We start from the raw sequence: 17,778 nt of genomic DNA on the forward strand, positions 1-17,778 counted from the left end.
AAGGTTGAGAGTCGTTCATGAGTGTTGCGTTAAACTGTAATATTTGTTTCATTGGTGGTGGTAATATGGCTCAAGCCCTAATTGGAGGGTTGATTAGTCGTGGTTTACCAACAACGCGTATTACAGTTTCCGATCCTGTAGAACGTGTGAGAGAGTTATTAAAAGAAAAAGAAATTCAAGTTACAGACAATAATGAAGACGCGATCCAAAATGCTGATGTTGTTGTTCTGGCGGTGAAACCACAAGTACTCGCACAAGTTCTTAAACCGTTAAAAGATAAATTTGAGAATAAGTTAATTGTTTCGATAGTAGCAGGAGCTGAAATTGCAACGATTGCTGCATTAACGGGGACGGAGTTTATCGTTCGTGTCATGCCTAATACACCCGCATTGGTTCAAACAGGTGCCCATGGTTTATATGCTCATGACGTTGTTGACCAAGCAAAGCGTGAATTGGCAAGTCAGATTTTAGCTGCAACAGGCTTAACACTTTGGGTAAACTCAGAAGAGCAAATTGATGCAGTAACTGCGGTATCGGGGTCAGGTCCAGCGTACTTTTTCTATATGATGGAAAGTATGATTCGTGCTGGGAAAAATTTAGGCTTGGATGAGAAAACTGCAACAGCATTAACGCTACAAACAGCTCTCGGTGCTGCACAAATGGCGATCACCAGTTCTAATACGCCATCTGAACTGCGTAAAAATGTGACATCACCAAATGGTACAACTCAAGCGGCCTTGGAAGTTTTTGATCGAGCGCAAATTTCACAGAATATTCAAGCTGCTCTTGCGGCTGCAAAAAAACGCAGTCAGGAGCTCGCTCAGGAATTAAGTGATAGTTCTAAATAACTAAATTTTAGGAAAATTGAAGTATGGGTGCGAACTCTGCGCTATTTTTTGACATTATCATTAATGTTGCGATTTTATTGGTATTTTTCCGTTTTTTAATGCAATTAGCGGCAGTCAGTCCATATAACCCTGTTGTACTATCGACAGTGAAAGCAACTAAAATTGTAGATGTGTTTGGACGAATCTTGCCAACTGTGGCACAGGGGCGTGTAAATCTAGCAGCTTTAGTGCTGATCGTGTTGTTGTATTTTCTTAAGGTATTTGGCTATAAATATTTAAATGCCTTACCAACAGGCGATGCATTGTACTTTATTGGTTCAACAGTACTTTCAATGTTGCAGGCATTAATTTCAATTCTTAAATATTTGCTGTTTGCTTACATTATATGTAGTTGGATTTTGATGTTTTCACAAACACGTTCACCATATATTGAAGTGATTCAAGAATTAGCTGAACCGATGTTGGCACCATTCCGTAAAGTAATGCCAAATTTAGGGATGATTGATCTTTCTCCTATCCTTGCATTCTTTACACTTTATATTGCTGAAATCATGTTGAAATCAATTGGTTAAATCTAAATTGTGGATTTAAACAATTTCATAAAAAAGGACTCATTTGAGTCCTTTTTTACAATCTAAGAATCTTAGAAATTAGTGCGCTTCGCCCCAGTTTTTCCCTTTGCCGACTTCAACAACAAGTGGCACAGAGAGTTGAACAACACCTTGCATTGCATCTGCGATTTTAATAGCGATCTCGTCAGCGATCGCTTCATCTACCTCAAACACTAATTCATCGTGAACTTGCAATAATAATTTGGCCTGATCTTTAGGTAGAATTTTATCTACTTCGATCATTGCCATTTTGATAATCTCCGCAGCAGAACCTTGAAGAGGCGCATTAATTGCAGCGCGTTCAGCTGCCTTTCGAATCATCATATTGCGCGCATCGATATCTGGTGTGTATAAGCGTCGCCCTGTAATGGTTTCAACAAAGCCTTGTTCTAATGCGACTTGTCGTGTGCGTTGCATATATTCATAAATGCCAGGATAGCGATGGAAATATTGTTTAATGTAATTTTGAGATTCTTCGCGTGTGAATCCCAATTGACGTGTTAAACCAAACTCAGACATGCCATAAAGTAATCCAAAGTTGACGGCCTTGGCTTGGCGACGTTGATCATTGGTTACATCATCCAAAGCAATATTTAATACTTCTGCTGCAGTACGGCGATGAACATCTTGGCCGTGATTAAACGCGTCAACTAAAGCCTCATCTTGTGAAAAATGTGCCATAAGACGTAGTTCAATTTGTGAGTAATCGGCAGCAAGTAAAACCCGACCTTCAGGTGCAACAAAAGCTTTTCGGATTTGACGACCGATCTCTTCGCGAATTGGAATATTCTGAAGATTAGGATCAGTAGAAGATAATCGTCCAGTTGCGGTTAAAGCTTGATGGTAGCTGGTATGAACACGATGACTTTCGTTATTGGCTTGTTTGATTAAACCGTCAGTATAGGTACTTTTTAACTTAGACAAGCCGCGATATTCTAAAATAAGTGCAGCGATCGGGTGATCAATTTTCTCAAGAATGCTTTCGCTGGTACTGTATTGACCTGTTGAAGTTTTCTTACCACCTTTTAAACCTAACTTATCAAAAAGAATATCACCCACCTGCTTAGGTGAGCTGACATTGAAAGGTTGACCCGCGATTTCAATAATCTGATTTTCTAACTCTAGAATTGTATTAGAAAATTCTTGACCCAATTGATCGAGGAAACTCAAATCGAGCTGAATTCCATTTTCTTCCATCGTCGTCAGAACTGCAGCTGTCGGCATTTCGATTTGATGAAGAATATTGAGAAGCTCTGGGATTTCTTTAAGCTTACGCTCCAATACCTCATACAAACGATAGGTTACATGGGCATCTTCAGCGGCATAATGAGCTGCTGTTTCGATTTCAATTTGATTAAAGGTTTTTTGTTTAGCACCTTTGCCAGCCACTTGTTCGTAAGTGGTGGTTAAGTGGCTAAGATAAACGCGCGCAACGTCATCCATACCATGGCGCGTCGCCACAGCATTGAGCACGTACGAGGCAAGCATGGTGTCAAAGTACCAGCCTTGTAAATGAATTCCATGATTTTCGAGAATATGAGCATCATATTTTAAATGATGACCAATCTTCTCAATCTCAGCGTTTTCTAAAATTGGTTTGATCTGCGCAAGAATAGCGTCGCGATCCAATTGCTCTGGAGCACCTTCATAGTCGTGAGCAAGCGGAACGTAATATGCATCTTGGGCATCAAATGCCACAGAGAAGCCTACCATCTCTGCAACACGATAATCTAAACTTGTGGTTTCAGTATCGAAAGCAAAGCGTTTCTCAGTAGTCAATCTTTGAAAGAGTTTTTCCCAATCCGCTGGTGTTAAAACGGTATGGTAAGTTGCCTCGCCAAGCTGATCATCTACACTAGTTTGAACCGCTTGGTCTTCGATTTTCGATGTTGCATTACTCGGTTTTGCGATAACTTGACTTGATTGTTTATACGCAGCACTATTTGGATTGTTGGGATGATCTAGAGACTGAAGTTGATTTCTAAACTCAAGTTCGGTGTAAAGCTGACGTAACTCTGCAACATTTGGATCTCGGAGTTTAAGATCATCGTAGGTCAGATTCATGTCTAAGTCACAAACAATACTTGCTAGCTGATGATCTAGCGCAATACCATCTGCATTGTCTTTAATATTTTGGCCTACTTTGCCTTTAATTTTATCGACATTTTCAAGAATTCCGCCTATTGAACCATATTCATTCAGCAGTTTAGCCGCAGTCTTTGCCCCGATACCAGGAACGCCCATGATGCCGTCAGAGGCATCTCCCATGAGGGTTAAATAATCAATAATTTGGTTCGGCCAAACACCAAACTTTTCAAAAACGCCATTCACATCCATGGGCTTGTCTTTAAAACTGTCTTCAAGTGTCACTTTGTCCGTGACCAATTGAGCCATGTCTTTATCGCCTGTGGAAATCAAGACTTGATAGCCTTCTTTTTCTGCACGTTTTGCCAGCGTACCGATGATATCATCGGCTTCCGCGCCTGGAATGGCATGGAGTGGGATACCTAAAGCGCGTATTAAATTATGTAAATACGGAATTTGTTGAGCGAGTTCGTCAGGCATGCTCGGTCGATCCCCTTTATATATTGGGGAAAGTTGATGACGGAAAGTTGGTTCAGGTGTGTCAAAAATGACAGCCATGTGTGTAGGTTGAACACGACGCATTAACTTTTGGATAGCAGAAATAGCTCCGCGAATTGCGTTGGTTTGTAAACCTGTTGACGTCGTTAGCGGTGGTAGTGCGTGATAAGCACGAAATAAAAAATATGACCCATCGACCAAGACAAATGGTGGCATTGAAACGTTCCTAATCCAATTAACTTTTTCATTGTACGTGATTTTCAGCAGTTGCGCTGATACAAGATTTGCAATCAAGTGTACAGAATATGCGATGAAAAACGCAAAATGCTAATTCTTGCTGAGGTATCATCAATCTAGCTAAAAAGGAATGATGTGTATGCTGAAGCAACATAGTGAAATAAAAATGATTTGGTTGATGCTACTCATCATAGTAGCGATCAGTACTTGGGTTCTAGCGTTGCCGATCATTACGTTTTTATGTGTTGCTGCATTCCTCATAAGTGTTATGCAATATGCCCATCATATTGAAAAACCGCTTACCAACATTGAGCAACAGACTCATTATTCGAAACAGAATACATCACGATTGCCCTTATATATTTCGTCATTTCTTGCACTAATTGGCAGCTTGTTTGATTGGACATGGTTGGTTGGATTAGGTTTAACGCTCTGGATTTATTTTTTTCTAAACTGGTTGCGACAACTTGAGGGACGATTAATTCAAATCGGTGCTTTACAGGAAAAGCTAATAAAACAAGATCCAGACGATCAGACCAGCATCACAAGTATTTTACAAGGTTCAGAGGGAATCCACACAAATCAGCAGGATGATTTGGGTTTTGGGGCGCAAATCAGACGATGGATCTTTCATGGGAATCCTGTCCTGAAAGTTGCGATTACCGTCCTAGTGATTGGGGTCGTCTTATTATTGAGATATATGGTTGAACATTGGACCTTAAGTCTTTCAATCAAACTTTTGGCTGTTGCTGTCATCGCCGTCATATGTGTTGCCTTTGGTTATCATATACAGAAAAAAAACCGCGGCTTTGGTCTTGCTTTACAAGGACTGGGTTTTGCGGGATTGTTATTAAGTATTCTATTTGCTTATCACTATGATCTGTTAAATCTCATTAATACGATTACGCTTTACAGCTTGAGCATGCTGTCGTTGGTCATACTGATTTTAAAACAGCGGTCAGTGGAGCTTTCCCTGATGGGAGTTTTGGTTGCTTATATTGCACCGTTCACATTACCTCATGCAGATTTTTCCTCAGCTCAATTACTGTCTTATTATCTAGCGGTCAATTGTGTTGTAGGTGTAATTTGTACATTACATCCATGGAAAATACTCACTCAAATAGCGTTGCTGCTCATTGTTGTTATCGGTGGTGGTTATGGCTTTCTGAATGGCAGTGTTGCAGAGAGATTCGTTTTATCCTGTCTAGTTATTGTACATGCGAGTGTATTTATTTGGTTGGGTTTCAGATTTAACCAGCTCGCTACACATCAAAATCAAGCTCATTTAGGTCAGCGTATTATTGACTCCGCATTGATTTATGTCAGTCCCTTGGTCGCATATGCATTTTTACATCTCATGTATTTAGATCAAACATCGGTTCAAATTGCCTTGTGTTTGGGTTTTGCATTGACTCACTTTGCGATTTTTAAAGTTGTGCAGCACGCAAAATTTGATACGCCGATTAAACAAAATTATTTAATGTTAGGTTTTATTTTTCTAAGTTTTATCCCGCCGATCTTGATTCCACAAGCATGGAGTGTGATCGGGTGGATCATTGAAGGACTGCTTATTTTAATGTGGGGCTTGCATCGTGAGTTTAGGGTAGGGCGAACATTAGGTTATGCGTTGTTAGCAGTTGGATTATTTTCGTATTTATACTATTTGATCGAGTTAGCATCAATTCCAAATAGCATCCCATGGTTACTAGGTCTAAGTTATATCCTTGCGATTGCGGTCTCCAATGTTGTGATGCGTTATCAAAAACAGCTGACACTGTCAGATAAAATTTTCCTGTCTATTTTTTCTTTTTTTGCGAGTCTTTTACTGCTATATCAAGGTGTGGAAAGTTTTAGTGAACCGATGAGATTAATCTACACACTTGCATTCACAACTGCGATTTATTTTGCTGCTAATTTAGTCTTACAACCGCGTCAAGTAGTCTCATGGTCATGGTTATTACCAAAATGGTTGGGGCTGATTCCTATTGTAGTGTTCGCAGCTATTATGCTGATCGATCAATACACTCAAGGAGTCATCGTCTGGCAGTCATTTGGTGAGCAAGGCTTGTTTATCTTGGCTTGTTTGGGCCTGAGCTATCTGTGGTTAAAACCAATTTCAAATGCTCAGTATGAAAATGAATGGATCGCCTTTGGTGGACTCGCTTCTTTAGCTTGTGCCAGTGTGGGTGTAGTTTCAATGTCACCTATGATGGGAGCTGTTCTTTTACCGTTGATACTTTATGGCTATAGTGTTTCTAAAACAACAGACTTGAATAAGCTTTGGTTAACTAAGACTAGTCTCATTTTATTGTTGTGCTGGATTGTCAGCTCACAAATTTGGGTGGTAGAACCTTTTTGGAAATATTTTATCCCAATCTTAAATCCTATTGATGTCGTCAGTCTGGCTGGTTTGTGGGTTCTTATTCAGGTGCTTCGCAGTCAAATCAGAATGGGGCTAGAGCGAACACTTGGCGCATTCTTGATCTTACTCGCTGTGCTATGGGTAAGTAGTTATGTACTTCTTAGAGCCTTACATTTTTATTTTGCTACACCTTATAACCAGTGGATCATTTGGCAAGATTCTGCAGTGCAATTGGCGTTGACATTATTGTGGGTGGTCATGGCATTCATTGTGATGAAATATGCCGCTGTCATCCATAATCGAGTGGTATGGATGTTTGGTGCAAGTATTTTGGCGATCGTGACTTTTAAATTGGTATTGTTAGATTTATCCCATATCGGCACTCTAAGTCGAGTTTTATCATTTTTAGGCGCGGGAGGATTGATGCTGATTATTGCGTACATCGCCCCAGCGCCAGAGCAAAATCGAGTAGAAGAGACTAATGCTTGATCCTGAGATCAAGCATTGACCTTAATTCATTATAATTTAGGCTCTCTTTTGATTTCCTTAGCATTGGCGTATTGGTCTATTTCCTCATCTGTTAACGAGGGTTGTGGAGGGCGATCAACAAAACCCATTTTAGGTACAGGAATTTCAATATGGTGATCAACAAAACCGTTTCGAATCCGCTCTTGCATTTCATCACGCACTTTTAAAAAGTTTTCCTGTTGGCACCAAATGGCGAATAACAATTCGATTGAAGATTCACGGAATGCGGTTACCGTTACAGCAGGTTTGGGATCTGCTAACACTAAAGGATAGCTGTTGGCCACTTTTAATAAAACTTCTCGTACTTTAATGATGTCTTCATGAAAGTTGATTGCAAGTGTAATGGGGATGCGCCGTATCGGGAATTTAGAAAGGTTGTGTACGGGAGCACGAATTAATTGCTCATTAGGTAAACGGACATAGACATTATCTTGAGTCAGTAATTTGACAGACAGTAAATCAATGGAGATCACTTCACCTTCGATGGTATGTCCACGAATTAACGTAATTTGAATGGTGTCACCAATTTCAAAAGAACCTTCACCAATCAAGAATAAACCGCTGATCAAGTTCGTCGCAGAGGTTTGAGATGCAAAACCCAGCGCTACGGTCAAAATACCAGCGGCACCTAGAAATACACTTAATTTAAAACCTGCTTCTTTTAAACTCGCCATCACAAAGATGAGGAAAATAAAATAAAAAATACCGCGCCGCCATACCAAACGCTGATGAGCATTAAATTTGGCGCCGATCGTTCTCACAAAAGTATTGGAAACGAGTCGAGCAAAAAGGAATCCAATAAAGCAAAGCACAATCGCAATAATAATTTCAGTTAGGCGATCCGTATTGATATTGGTAAATATACTTTTGAGGCTATCAGCAATGGTGCCGGTAAGACTATCTGCCATATGCCCCCCTTAGAAGAATGAATCAAACATGTTAAATAAAGTACTACCTGGGGCACGTGCTGGATTGACATAAATTACATCACCAGCCAATGGTGGGGTGCGATTTTCAATACGAATACGTGCTGGTCGATCCATCCCTTCGTGAATGACTTTAATTTGTGACGTCCATAATCGCTCTGTACTTTCACTATAAAACAAAGGCAGGGCAGGAACAGGTACATTCATTCGATCGAAACGGAGTTGATGTCCACTGACATTGTGAAAGTCAATTGGAGTGACTGCACGAAATGCACGTGGACGAAGTTGTTTGAGTTCTGTTCGACCATCAACTGAAGTGGCGTAACACATTTCACCACTGCGTTGATCAGGTCCGAACCATGTATCTTTAGGCATAATGACCGGTATATCGAATAATGGGGTCTTTTGGCTTTCGACATAACCTGAAAGCCACAGAGGGGTACTAATATAAAGCGTGCCACGTTGACCAGCTGGAATGTAAATTGGGTCTACAGGACGGATCACCACAGATCGATCTGCAAGACGTGGTATCAATTGAATTTTAGGGTGAGTTTCCCTGAACATGTAACGTTCTACATGCACAGGACGAGGAAATGAAAAATGGGGGTCATCCATTTCCTGCCACTTTTGTTCGTAGTCGTATTGAATTTGAGGACGGTAGTACTCCATGCGCCATTCTTGTAAGCCACGAGTGAGTCGAAAGAGCAATGAACCAAATTGCCAAGCACGCACTTGATTGAGTTCAAAATGCTGCTCACCCCACCATCTTAAAGTCGAAGGGTTTTGCTCAAGTTTCTGATCTAGTGACAATAGGGAATATCCTTAAATAAATTCATTAAAAAACTGTCTTCACGCTGTCAAATGCTTAGAGTACACTCGAGGTAATTTTAATCATGATTATCATCCCTTATGCAAGTACTTAAACAAATACAAATACCGTATAGTTTTGCAAAAAAGCATGGCGTTTTGTTGCGTTATGAAGGGGATCAAGTTTTTATTGTCCGTCGTCAAGATACTGCTTTGGTTGCTTTGCAAGAAGCACGCCGTTACGTGGGGCGTACAGCCCAATATCAATTGGCGACTGAACAAGATTTTAGTCAGTTACTCAGTTCAAGTTATGCTGGCGAGACAGGCGAGTCTCAGCAAGTGGCTGCTGGTTTGGAAGATCATCCTGACTTGTTAAGTTTAGCCGATCAAGTACCTGAAGCAGAAGATCTGATGGATCAGGAAGACGATGCTCCGATTGTTAGATTGATTAACGCATTATTGTCCGAAGCCATTCGAGTGAGTGCATCAGATATACATATTGAAGCTTTTGAAAAAAAGTTATCGGTTCGTTTACGTGTTGATGGGCAACTTCGAGAAATCGTGCAACCACGTCGTGAACTTGCGCCATTGTTGGTTTCACGTATTAAAGTAATGGCAAAACTTGATATTGCTGAAAAGCGAATACCTCAGGATGGTCGTATCTCTTTACGACTGGCAGGTCGTGAGGTGGATGTCCGTGTTTCGACTTTACCCTCTTCACATGGTGAGCGCGTAGTAATGCGTCTTTTAGACAAGCAAGCAGGTCGTTTAAATATGACCCATTTGGGTCTGATGAAAGATGATTACGAGCGATTAACCCAATTAGTGCATCGTCCTCACGGTATCATTCTCGTGACCGGACCGACAGGTTCTGGTAAAACGACGACACTTTATGCTGCACTCTCGGATTTAAATGACGGATCTAAGAATATTTTGACCGCGGAAGATCCAATTGAATATCAACTTGAAGGTATTGGACAAACTCAGGTTAACACTAAAGTGGATATGACATTTGCGCGTGCATTGAAAGCGATGCTTCGTCAAGATCCCGATGTGGTGATGGTGGGGGAGATCCGAGATTTAGAAACTGCAGAAATTGCTGTGCAAGCATCCTTGACGGGTCACTTGGTATTGTCGACGTTGCATACCAATACTGCGATTGGTGCAGTGACGCGTTTAAAAGACATGGGAATTGAGCCATTCCTTCTATCGAGTTCTTTAATTGGTGTGATTGCGCAACGATTGGTTCGTACTTTGTGTTCGCATTGTCATAGTTGGCGTGCCGCGGATGATTTTGAAAAAGAAATTTTTAAGAATGTCCATGATGGTACTGCACTCAATCTGCCTCAACCAGAGGGATGTGAACATTGTGCGCATACAGGTTTTAGTGGTCGTACCGCCATTTATGAAATCGCCCCTGTTGATGATGGAATGCGCCGTCTGATTCATGGGAATGCTGCAGAGTTTGAAGTTGAAAACTATGCTCGTCAGCAGTCAGGTTCGATACGTGATGATGGGTTACGAAAGGTGCTTGAAGGTAAGAGTACATTAGAGGAAGTACTTCGAGTAACAAATGAAGCGGCGGAGTGATTCAGAGATTATTTAATAATTCTCGATAAAACGAAGAAGCGCTGATTTGAAAGTAAGCTCGAAAGCTGAGGATTCAACAAAAGAGCCCAATTATAATAGTTGGGCATTTCGCATTCGCATAAGGTAATGAATTACATTCATAAATAAAAATAATTTTGAATAAGGTTTATAAGGTCAATTATAGGAATATTTATGAATTATCTTATGTCAAAACGCCATTACTGTAAGACATCTCACTAAAATTATTTTACAAAATTAAAGATTATGTAATATTTAGATTTTGCAATGTGATAATTTAATTTTGCATTTGGTTTCATACATAATGTGAAAAATCTGTGAAGTATTACCAAATAGATCTAACAATACAAAACAATAGCTATAAAACATATATTTACTAAAAAATAATAAAAACATATGGTTAATTAACATGCGACAGACATTGAACTTGAAGATCTACATTTCTATGTATTCTACATGCTTAACTATAGAGAATGATCCTTTCCAAGTCTAAAGATACCTCGACGTGTTTCTCAGCAAAGCTGAGTTGTTTTACATATTGAACCGTGTAATCAGAAGTTCTTCAAAATCAAATATCAGTAATTAAGGAAAATTATACATGGAACTCAAAACACTCATCTGCACCCTCACCGCACTCGGTGGTATCGGATTAGTTGGATGTAATGATTCAAATTCATCTGAGCCTATTCCTCCAACAAATGCTACTGGTAATCTCTTGGTACTGACCAGTGACGGTATGATTAGCTCACTCAATCACGACCAACCTAGTTCGCTGATTTCAAATATTAAAATTTCAGGTTTAGTTTCTGGGGATCAGCTGGTTGGAATGGACCATCGTCCAAGTGATGGAAAGTTATATGCAGTAGGTTTGTTGGGTAATATTTACACGTTAAATCCAAGTTCTGGAGTAGCAAAATTCGTTATTAAAATGACAGCTGATCCAGCAGATACGACAGATGGTAATGCAGCTTTTAGTAAAATTACTTCCAATCCTGATGCGCTTAGCGTGAATTTCAACCCTGCTGCGGATCGTCTAAGAATTATTGGTCAAGATGGTCAAAACCTAAGAGTTAATGTTGATACAGGTCTCACCATCACCGATGGAGAAATTAGTCGGGTTGGTGATGCTACAACCGAAGTAAGTGCCGCAGCTTATACCAATGCTTTTGCTGGAACGGCAAGTACAAAATTATACAGTATCGAATCTTCGACAGATCGCATTTATCTGCAAAATGCAAATGCCGGAACATTAGGTATCTCTGCACCCTTAGGTCAGGATGTATCGAATAACGGTGGTTTTGATATAGACCCAATAAATAATATTGGTTTTGCTGCATTAAAAGTCTCGGGTGCATATAAACTATTTCAAGTTAATCTTGCTCAAGTCGGAACGACCAATAACGCTATTTTTGAGACAAGCGACTTGCCTAACGAATATCGTCAAACCTCCATTCGTGGGATTGCGCTTAATCGAGCAGAAGAAACCACTTCAAAAGGAATTGGGTTGACCAATAATAATTCTTTAATTAGATTTGAAATCAATAGTCCAAATGATACGACCGAACAAAAAATTACAGGCGTATTGGTCAATGAGAAATTCGTAGGTATTGATTTTAGATTACGTACTGCTGCTGATAAAACCGATACACTATATGGTTTAACTAATCAAGCAAACTTGTATACCATTAACCCAAATTCTGGTGCTGCAACACTTGTGACTGCACTTAAAGCAGGCACGGGTAGTAACTTTAGTACTCTAGACGGCACACAGTTTGCTGTTGACTTCAATCCAACGGCTGACCGTTTAAGAGTCATCAGTAATTCAGGGCAAAATCTGCGAATCAATGTCGATACGGGTGAAACCATTCAAGATGGCAAAATTAATGGGATCACAAATGCAGTGATTAGCGCTGCGGCATATACCAACAGTTTTAAAACACCTATTTCAGCTCTTAGCACCGAATTATTTAATCTAGATCAGGCCAATCAGTTACTGACGAAGCAAGTTCCACCCAATGATGGAACATTGGTGAGATTAGGTAGTCTTGGCGTGAACTTAAGCTTGAATGATGGTTTCGATATTGCTGGTGGTGATAATGGATTAGCTCTAGCGGCAATAAGCAACAATAATGGTGCTTCTATCCTATACCGTATAGATCTAAATAGCGATACAGCACTTACAACTCCTCGTGCACGTCCAGCTATTTCCGTTAATGGGACGCCTAGTGTTATGAAGTCAATGATCGGCTCAATTACAACGCCCGCCTTAATTGACTTAGCAATACTTTTTAAATAGTTTACTTGCTAGATTAAAAGAGTAATAGTTAAAAAGACATATGTACTTTTGAATTGATATAGTTGAAGACGGAAATTTTGGAGATACTGAACTAGTTAGTGGAGGTATCTCCAAATCACTATTTTTCTTTAAATTAAGCTGCAGGACTGATTACTGCAAGCTGAGGCAAAGAGTCATTATTCCTTTAGATACACATAAATCTACTTGATCCCACCTAACATAAAATTTCTTTTTCTAAGTTGAAATTAACTTATAACCACAAAAAAGCTGAGATGCAATATGCATATCAGCGTGATTTTTAGGATTGAAACAACTGGATCAAACAATCACATTCAAGGTCACATCAATATTGCCACGTGTTGCATTTGAATATGGACAAACGATATGAGCAGCATCTACTAGCTTTTGAGCTTGCTCTTTATCCAAGCCTTCCAGATGAATATTTAAAGTGGCTGCTATTCCAAAACCAGTTGGAATAGGACCAATACTCACTTCACCTTCAATATAAGCATCTGGTGTGATTTTCAATTTATCGCGGTTGGCAACAAATTTCATCGCACCTAAGAAACATGCAGAATAACCAGCAGCAAATAATTGCTCTGGATTTGTTCCACCACCGGGACCACCCATTTCTTTTGGTACAGCGAGCTGAACATCTAAAATTTGATCTGATGATGTAGCACGACCATCACGCCCACCAGTAGCTTTTGCATGTGCGGTATAAACAACTTTTTCTAATGACATGATTCCTTCCAGATAGAGTATAGGTGAATATCTATACTCTCTGATTTAAAAGGAATGATAAGCGGTAATTTTGTAAAGCTTGGTATTCAATTTTTTATGTGTGAGCAGGTTAAAGCTGAATAAGTTTACGATGCTGAATTAATGGCATCGATTCTCTAATTTTTTTCTGTTCATCGATGTCAAACGGAACTGTAATCATTTGAGCACCTTCTTCAGAGATGATATCTAACAATTGACCACGAGAATTCGCAGCACCAGAGTGACCCCAGGTTTGTCTTTTTTCACCGTGCCACCCTTGTTGAGCTGAGCCTAAAACTTGGCATTGACTATCCATGGCACGAGCTTGTAAAAGTAATTGCCAGTGCATTTGACCTGTCGTGTAAGTAAAAGCAGAAGGTGCTGTTAAAATATTTGCGCCTTGTGCGCGCAGCTTTAAAGCAAGTTCAGGAAAACGAAGGTCATAGCAGACCATTAAACCAATATTGCCAAATGGAGTTTTAGCAATGACGGTGTGATCACCTGGTTCAAAAAACTTAGATTCTTGATATCCACCTACCGCATCACCGACTTGAACATCGAATAAATGAATCTTGTCATAACGTGCTTCTGTCTTTTCAGGGCTAATACAAAGACTGGTTGTTCTGACACGACCATCTGGCACAATGGTGCCGTCTGGGCGAAAAGGACAGGGGAGTGTCCCAGCAACAATCCACATTTGATATTGATGAGCAAGTTGTTCTAAACGAGATTGTATTTCTTCAAATCGTTCAGCAGTCTCACGCTGTTTGCCTGCCGCAAAACAAACGAAATTCTCCGGGAAAACGATCAAGGAGGCCCCTTGATTCTTACTTTTTGCTAACAATGATTCAATGACTTGAAAGTTATTTTCAATATCATTTTGGGAGTTCATTTGGGTGACAGAAAGTAAGGTTGTCATGAGGTTCTCCTTAAGCGCTCAGTATGCTTAAGAGAATATCAGATGCTGTGATCGATGGTATCTTGTTGTTGTTCTAATTGTTTAACCAAAGGCTCGAACATATTTTGGTTATCAGCATTTAATTTCATTAATGTACGATGAGCATCTAATACAGTTGAAAGCATTGCATTATGTGTGATGTGTTCGTCCAATAAAGCGCGCGTGCACACATTCGGATCTCCGCAATAGTTTAAAATTACGAAAACCTGACCAAGACCCATACTGTTCGCAAGTGTAGTGATATCTGGGTTAGTAGATAACATAACAGCTTGAACTTGATGCACTTGTTTGAGCTTTAATCCTAGTTTTGCGAGGATTCCAAGCACAGTACTGTCTATGAATGTAGTTTGAGTTAAATCAACAATTGCGCCTACGACGTTTTGTTGTTGTTCAATCCGAGATAATAATTTATCAAGGCTTATACAAGATTGAGCGCGCACTTCTCCAATGAGTTTGAAAATGTGCGTACCATCCAAGCTTGCATATTCAACATGACCTGTTGACATATAAATGCCATTTGCAGAAAGGATGCTAAAATTATCACATAGCGCAAGTCGATACTCAAGTAGTCTTCAGTCGTAGATCGATTTATAAACAGCTACACTATTGATTATTAACTTAATTTAGACGTTGGAAGCTGAGTATTGCAATATCATCTGCAACATGTTCAGGAACTTCGAATGATTGATTTTGCAAGTGATAGACCAATTGGGTGAATTGTTCATTCAAACCACCATCAAAAGGTTCAAGCGCACCATCTGAGCAAATAATAAAACGAGCTCCACGATTCAACGTACATTCAAACTCTTCAATTTCGAGGTCTTCAGTAAGCCCTAAGGGGAAACTGCTGGTGTTGAGGATACGAGCATCCTGATTAGGTTCAAAGATAATTGCTGGAGGGTAATGCCCTGCGCTGGACCACTTAAGTTGGTGGGTCTCTAGATTCAATGTGCCTGCAATCATTGTAATATGCTTTTCAATGTTCTCTTGCAAAAGCATGCCATTAAGTTTTTTGAGAAGTTCTCGTGGGGTTTTCGATCTACCGTGAAATGCAGCCATCCAAGAGGTAAGAAGTGAGCTTGTTACACCATGTCCAGAAACATCCGCGAGATAAAATAAGATTTCACGATCACTGAGTTTCCAATAATCATACCAATCACCAGATAAGTAAGCTGACGGTTGAAATAAAGTCTCGACTTTATAATTAAGTAGGTCGATTGGGTTGGGTAATAGTTTTTTTTGTAATTCAGCTGCAGAGGGCAGGTCGCGGCTGTCCTGATTGCGTTTGTATTTTGCTTCAATTTTAGCAATCGATTTTGCGAGATCTTTTGGAAGACGGTCCCAAATCCAGCCAGCGAGTGCGCCAAGTTCCCATGCTTGCGAGAGTTGAAGTCCCTCATCTGCATGACCTATCACGATCGTAGGGAGGGTCCATTTATATTGCAGAAAATCATTAACATCACTAATGGCAATGATGGTTGAATCGTAAAGATGAAGATCATCTATATGAATCATTTGTAAACTCGGCAGAGCCTCTAGAACGCTATCTAGAAGATGGATGTCACGAGTGGGTTGAATGAAATACATAGATGAAAGAATCAATCCTAAATGCTTTATTTATAAAACTATCTTAGACGAACTTATATCGAACGCCAAGTTAAAGTCTAAAAACAAAAGATTTAGACTTTAACTTACATATGGCTTTTATTCAGATTCGATAGATTCATCCATGAAGGATTCATCATCTGAAAAATCATCTTCAATAAATAGTCCAGAACCAGTTTCTAAACCGCGTTTTTCAGCAATAACATAGTTTTTTCGTTGTAAGTAGGCATCACGCATTGCTGCATACTTATCACCTTGCAAGACTTGTTCAATCTCTAAAAGTTGAGCACGTGTATCTAATGCGCTAAGTGCCCAGTCACTATAATAAATACGATCATGACCATCGAGTAGGTATTTTTGAGGGCGTGCTTGACTATCTACTACGCGGCCAACAGTATCACGGAAGGTGCTTGGGCCCATAAAGGGTAGAACAAGGTAAGGACCAGAAGGGACACCGTAATAGCCTAAAGTAGTTCCAAAATCCTCATCTTCCATCGGAAGAGATAAGCGACGTGCAGGATCAGCGAAACCAAGCGTTGTAATTGTATTTAATGTAAAACGACCAAACGTTTGTGCGGCACGTTTAAAGCGACCTTGAGCAACCTGATTTACAGCATTCCATGGCTCACCCAAATTGTCTCGGAAGCCACGTACTGAATCTCTAACTTGTTCTGGAATTTTATCAGCGTACTGCACAGCTATAGGGCGCAAGACATTTTGATCGACAACATCATTAAATGCATAGATTTGTCTGTTTAAAGGTTGAAGTGGATCTTTTTCATTTTCAGGTAATGCTGCTGTTGCATTGACTTTGAAGTTATCAATTTTTAAATTTTTTAAATCTTTGATAGATCCATTGGTATTAACTGAATTTTCTAAAGCAGGGTTTGAGGCGTTAGCAGTATCGTTGTCTGAAGGCTGATTATTATCATTTGTGGCAGACAATTCATCAGATGTAGATAATGCAGTATCGTCAGCAACTTTATTGCCTGCAATCTCAGGTTGTTGGGCGTAAGCGGGTGCAGCTAAACCAATACTTAACATACTGACCCAAAGAAGTTGAGAGTACTGCATAAAAACATCCTAGAATAAAAGCTGAATATTAGTCTTATTAAATAAATAGTAAGTACGAACAGAATAACGCCATTATAGCGAGAGTTGAAAGCAGTTTACTAAAGTATATTTGCACAAAAAATGTGAATTAACCGTGAAAAAAGAGTGATTTTGTAGAAAATATAATCACTTGTTAAGAAAATATAATTAAATTTTACAAAAGAGGTTGCATTGGGAGAGGAATGCTGTAGAATGCACATCCATCGGCGGTGATGTTGATTAAAACTTGTTGAAAAACAAGGATTTAGCTGAATAGGTTGGATCTAAGTTTTGAGAATAAGTTAGAAAATAAATTAACATTTCTAGTTGACTTTCTGAAAAGAAAGGGTAATATAGCCGACCTAGCTTGATGCTGACGAAGCATTAAGAAGATCATTAAGAGATTATGAAGAACAACTTGTGTGGATTTTTACTGGTTGATTGATCGATATATATTATCATTAATAATTGGTAGAAATTTCTCGAAGTTTATTTGAGCAAATTTTTTGTCAGTAATTGATGAGCCAAGATTGGTACCCTTTAGGTACTATTGAT

13 protein-coding genes are annotated in these 17,778 nt (G+C 39.6%); 5 read left to right on the plus strand and 8 right to left on the minus strand.

Features of this window, described 5'->3' with window-relative positions:
- Positions 1-17 precede the first annotated feature (17 nt).
- Together proC and AC1M87_RS07315 are read left to right on the plus strand one after the other, a co-directional pair.
- Positions 18-848, plus strand: a complete 831-nt coding sequence (gene proC / locus AC1M87_RS07310; RefSeq protein ID WP_481593340.1) for a pyrroline-5-carboxylate reductase — start codon at positions 18-20, stop codon at positions 846-848.
- A 23-nt stretch (positions 849-871) separates the two neighbouring features.
- Positions 872-1,420: a YggT family protein gene (locus AC1M87_RS07315; protein WP_092768361.1), complete on the plus strand. Its 549-nt coding sequence runs from the start codon at positions 872-874 to the stop codon at positions 1,418-1,420.
- A gap of 78 nt (positions 1,421-1,498) precedes the next feature.
- On the opposite strand, the gene polA is transcribed toward AC1M87_RS07315, so the two are convergent.
- A complete protein-coding gene (polA, locus tag AC1M87_RS07320; RefSeq protein WP_481593341.1) occupies positions 1,499-4,258 on the minus strand; it encodes a DNA polymerase I in 2,760 nt (919 codons plus the stop codon).
- A 160-nt stretch (positions 4,259-4,418) separates the two neighbouring features.
- Here polA and AC1M87_RS07325 point away from each other — a divergent pair, with 160 nt between their 5' ends.
- Entirely contained in the window at positions 4,419-7,130 is a 2,712-nt protein-coding gene (locus tag AC1M87_RS07325; RefSeq protein WP_481593342.1) for a DUF2339 domain-containing protein, read from the plus strand.
- 29 nt (positions 7,131-7,159) lie between these two features.
- On the opposite strand, the gene AC1M87_RS07330 is transcribed toward AC1M87_RS07325, so the two are convergent.
- Both AC1M87_RS07330 and AC1M87_RS07335 read right to left on the minus strand, forming a co-directional pair.
- Positions 7,160-8,077 carry a mechanosensitive ion channel family protein gene (locus tag AC1M87_RS07330; protein WP_481593343.1) on the minus strand — a complete coding sequence of 306 codons (918 nt, stop codon included), beginning with the start codon at positions 8,075-8,077 and terminating at the stop codon, positions 7,160-7,162.
- 9 nt (positions 8,078-8,086) lie between these two features.
- Positions 8,087-8,905 carry a hypothetical protein gene (locus AC1M87_RS07335; RefSeq protein ID WP_092768367.1) on the minus strand — a complete coding sequence of 273 codons (819 nt, stop codon included), beginning with the start codon at positions 8,903-8,905 and terminating at the stop codon, positions 8,087-8,089.
- A 99-nt stretch (positions 8,906-9,004) separates the two neighbouring features.
- On the opposite strand from AC1M87_RS07335, the gene gspE reads away from it, so the two are divergent.
- Both gspE and AC1M87_RS07345 read left to right on the plus strand, forming a co-directional pair.
- Positions 9,005-10,492 carry a type II secretion system ATPase GspE gene (gspE, locus tag AC1M87_RS07340; RefSeq protein ID WP_481593344.1) on the plus strand — a complete coding sequence of 496 codons (1,488 nt, stop codon included), beginning with the start codon at positions 9,005-9,007 and terminating at the stop codon, positions 10,490-10,492.
- A gap of 616 nt (positions 10,493-11,108) precedes the next feature.
- Positions 11,109-12,806 carry a DUF4394 domain-containing protein gene (locus AC1M87_RS07345; protein WP_481593345.1) on the plus strand — a complete coding sequence of 566 codons (1,698 nt, stop codon included), beginning with the start codon at positions 11,109-11,111 and terminating at the stop codon, positions 12,804-12,806.
- Between the two features lie 318 nt (positions 12,807-13,124).
- Here AC1M87_RS07345 and AC1M87_RS07350 read toward each other — a convergent pair whose 3' ends face one another.
- The 5 genes from AC1M87_RS07350 to AC1M87_RS07370 all read right to left on the minus strand — a co-directional run bounded on the left by AC1M87_RS07350 (position 13,125) and on the right by AC1M87_RS07370 (position 17,205).
- Positions 13,125-13,550, minus strand: coding sequence for an organic hydroperoxide resistance protein (locus AC1M87_RS07350; protein WP_179998598.1), 426 nt, complete (start codon positions 13,548-13,550; stop codon positions 13,125-13,127).
- A gap of 109 nt (positions 13,551-13,659) precedes the next feature.
- The gene (locus AC1M87_RS07355; protein WP_092768369.1) at positions 13,660-14,487 is read right to left on the minus strand and encodes a carbon-nitrogen hydrolase family protein; all 828 of its coding nucleotides are present in this window, start codon (positions 14,485-14,487) and stop codon (positions 13,660-13,662) included.
- 38 nt (positions 14,488-14,525) lie between these two features.
- Positions 14,526-15,032, minus strand: a complete 507-nt coding sequence (gigB, locus tag AC1M87_RS07360; protein ID WP_035268529.1) for an anti-anti-sigma factor GigB — start codon at positions 15,030-15,032, stop codon at positions 14,526-14,528.
- A 112-nt stretch (positions 15,033-15,144) separates the two neighbouring features.
- The gene (gene gigA, locus AC1M87_RS07365) at positions 15,145-16,113 is read right to left on the minus strand and encodes an RsbU family protein phosphatase GigA (protein ID WP_035268527.1); all 969 of its coding nucleotides are present in this window, start codon (positions 16,111-16,113) and stop codon (positions 15,145-15,147) included.
- A 117-nt stretch (positions 16,114-16,230) separates the two neighbouring features.
- Positions 16,231-17,205: an MlaA family lipoprotein gene (locus AC1M87_RS07370; protein ID WP_481593346.1), complete on the minus strand. Its 975-nt coding sequence runs from the start codon at positions 17,203-17,205 to the stop codon at positions 16,231-16,233.
- Positions 17,206-17,778: the final 573 nt, after the last annotated feature.

The sequence above is a fragment of the Acinetobacter sp. 24-47-62 genome (genome assembly GCF_056779765.1).

Coding starts and splice junctions, on each gene's coding strand:
- polA (WP_481593341.1), bottom strand. CDS start 4,258: ATGCCACCATTTGTCTTGGTCGATGGGTCATATTTTTTATTTCGTGCT.
- AC1M87_RS07345 (WP_481593345.1), top strand. CDS start 11,109: ATGGAACTCAAAACACTCATCTGCACCCTCACCGCACTCGGTGGTATC.
- proC (WP_481593340.1), top strand. CDS start 18: ATGAGTGTTGCGTTAAACTGTAATATTTGTTTCATTGGTGGTGGTAAT.
- gigA (WP_035268527.1), bottom strand. CDS start 16,113: ATGTATTTCATTCAACCCACTCGTGACATCCATCTTCTAGATAGCGTT.
- AC1M87_RS07325 (WP_481593342.1), top strand. CDS start 4,419: ATGCTGAAGCAACATAGTGAAATAAAAATGATTTGGTTGATGCTACTC.
- AC1M87_RS07370 (WP_481593346.1), bottom strand. CDS start 17,205: ATGCAGTACTCTCAACTTCTTTGGGTCAGTATGTTAAGTATTGGTTTA.
- gigB (WP_035268529.1), bottom strand. CDS start 15,032: ATGTCAACAGGTCATGTTGAATATGCAAGCTTGGATGGTACGCACATT.
- AC1M87_RS07330 (WP_481593343.1), bottom strand. CDS start 8,077: ATGGCAGATAGTCTTACCGGCACCATTGCTGATAGCCTCAAAAGTATA.
- AC1M87_RS07355 (WP_092768369.1), bottom strand. CDS start 14,487: ATGACAACCTTACTTTCTGTCACCCAAATGAACTCCCAAAATGATATT.
- gspE (WP_481593344.1), top strand. CDS start 9,005: ATGCAAGTACTTAAACAAATACAAATACCGTATAGTTTTGCAAAAAAG.
- AC1M87_RS07350 (WP_179998598.1), bottom strand. CDS start 13,550: ATGTCATTAGAAAAAGTTGTTTATACCGCACATGCAAAAGCTACTGGT.
- AC1M87_RS07315 (WP_092768361.1), top strand. CDS start 872: ATGGGTGCGAACTCTGCGCTATTTTTTGACATTATCATTAATGTTGCG.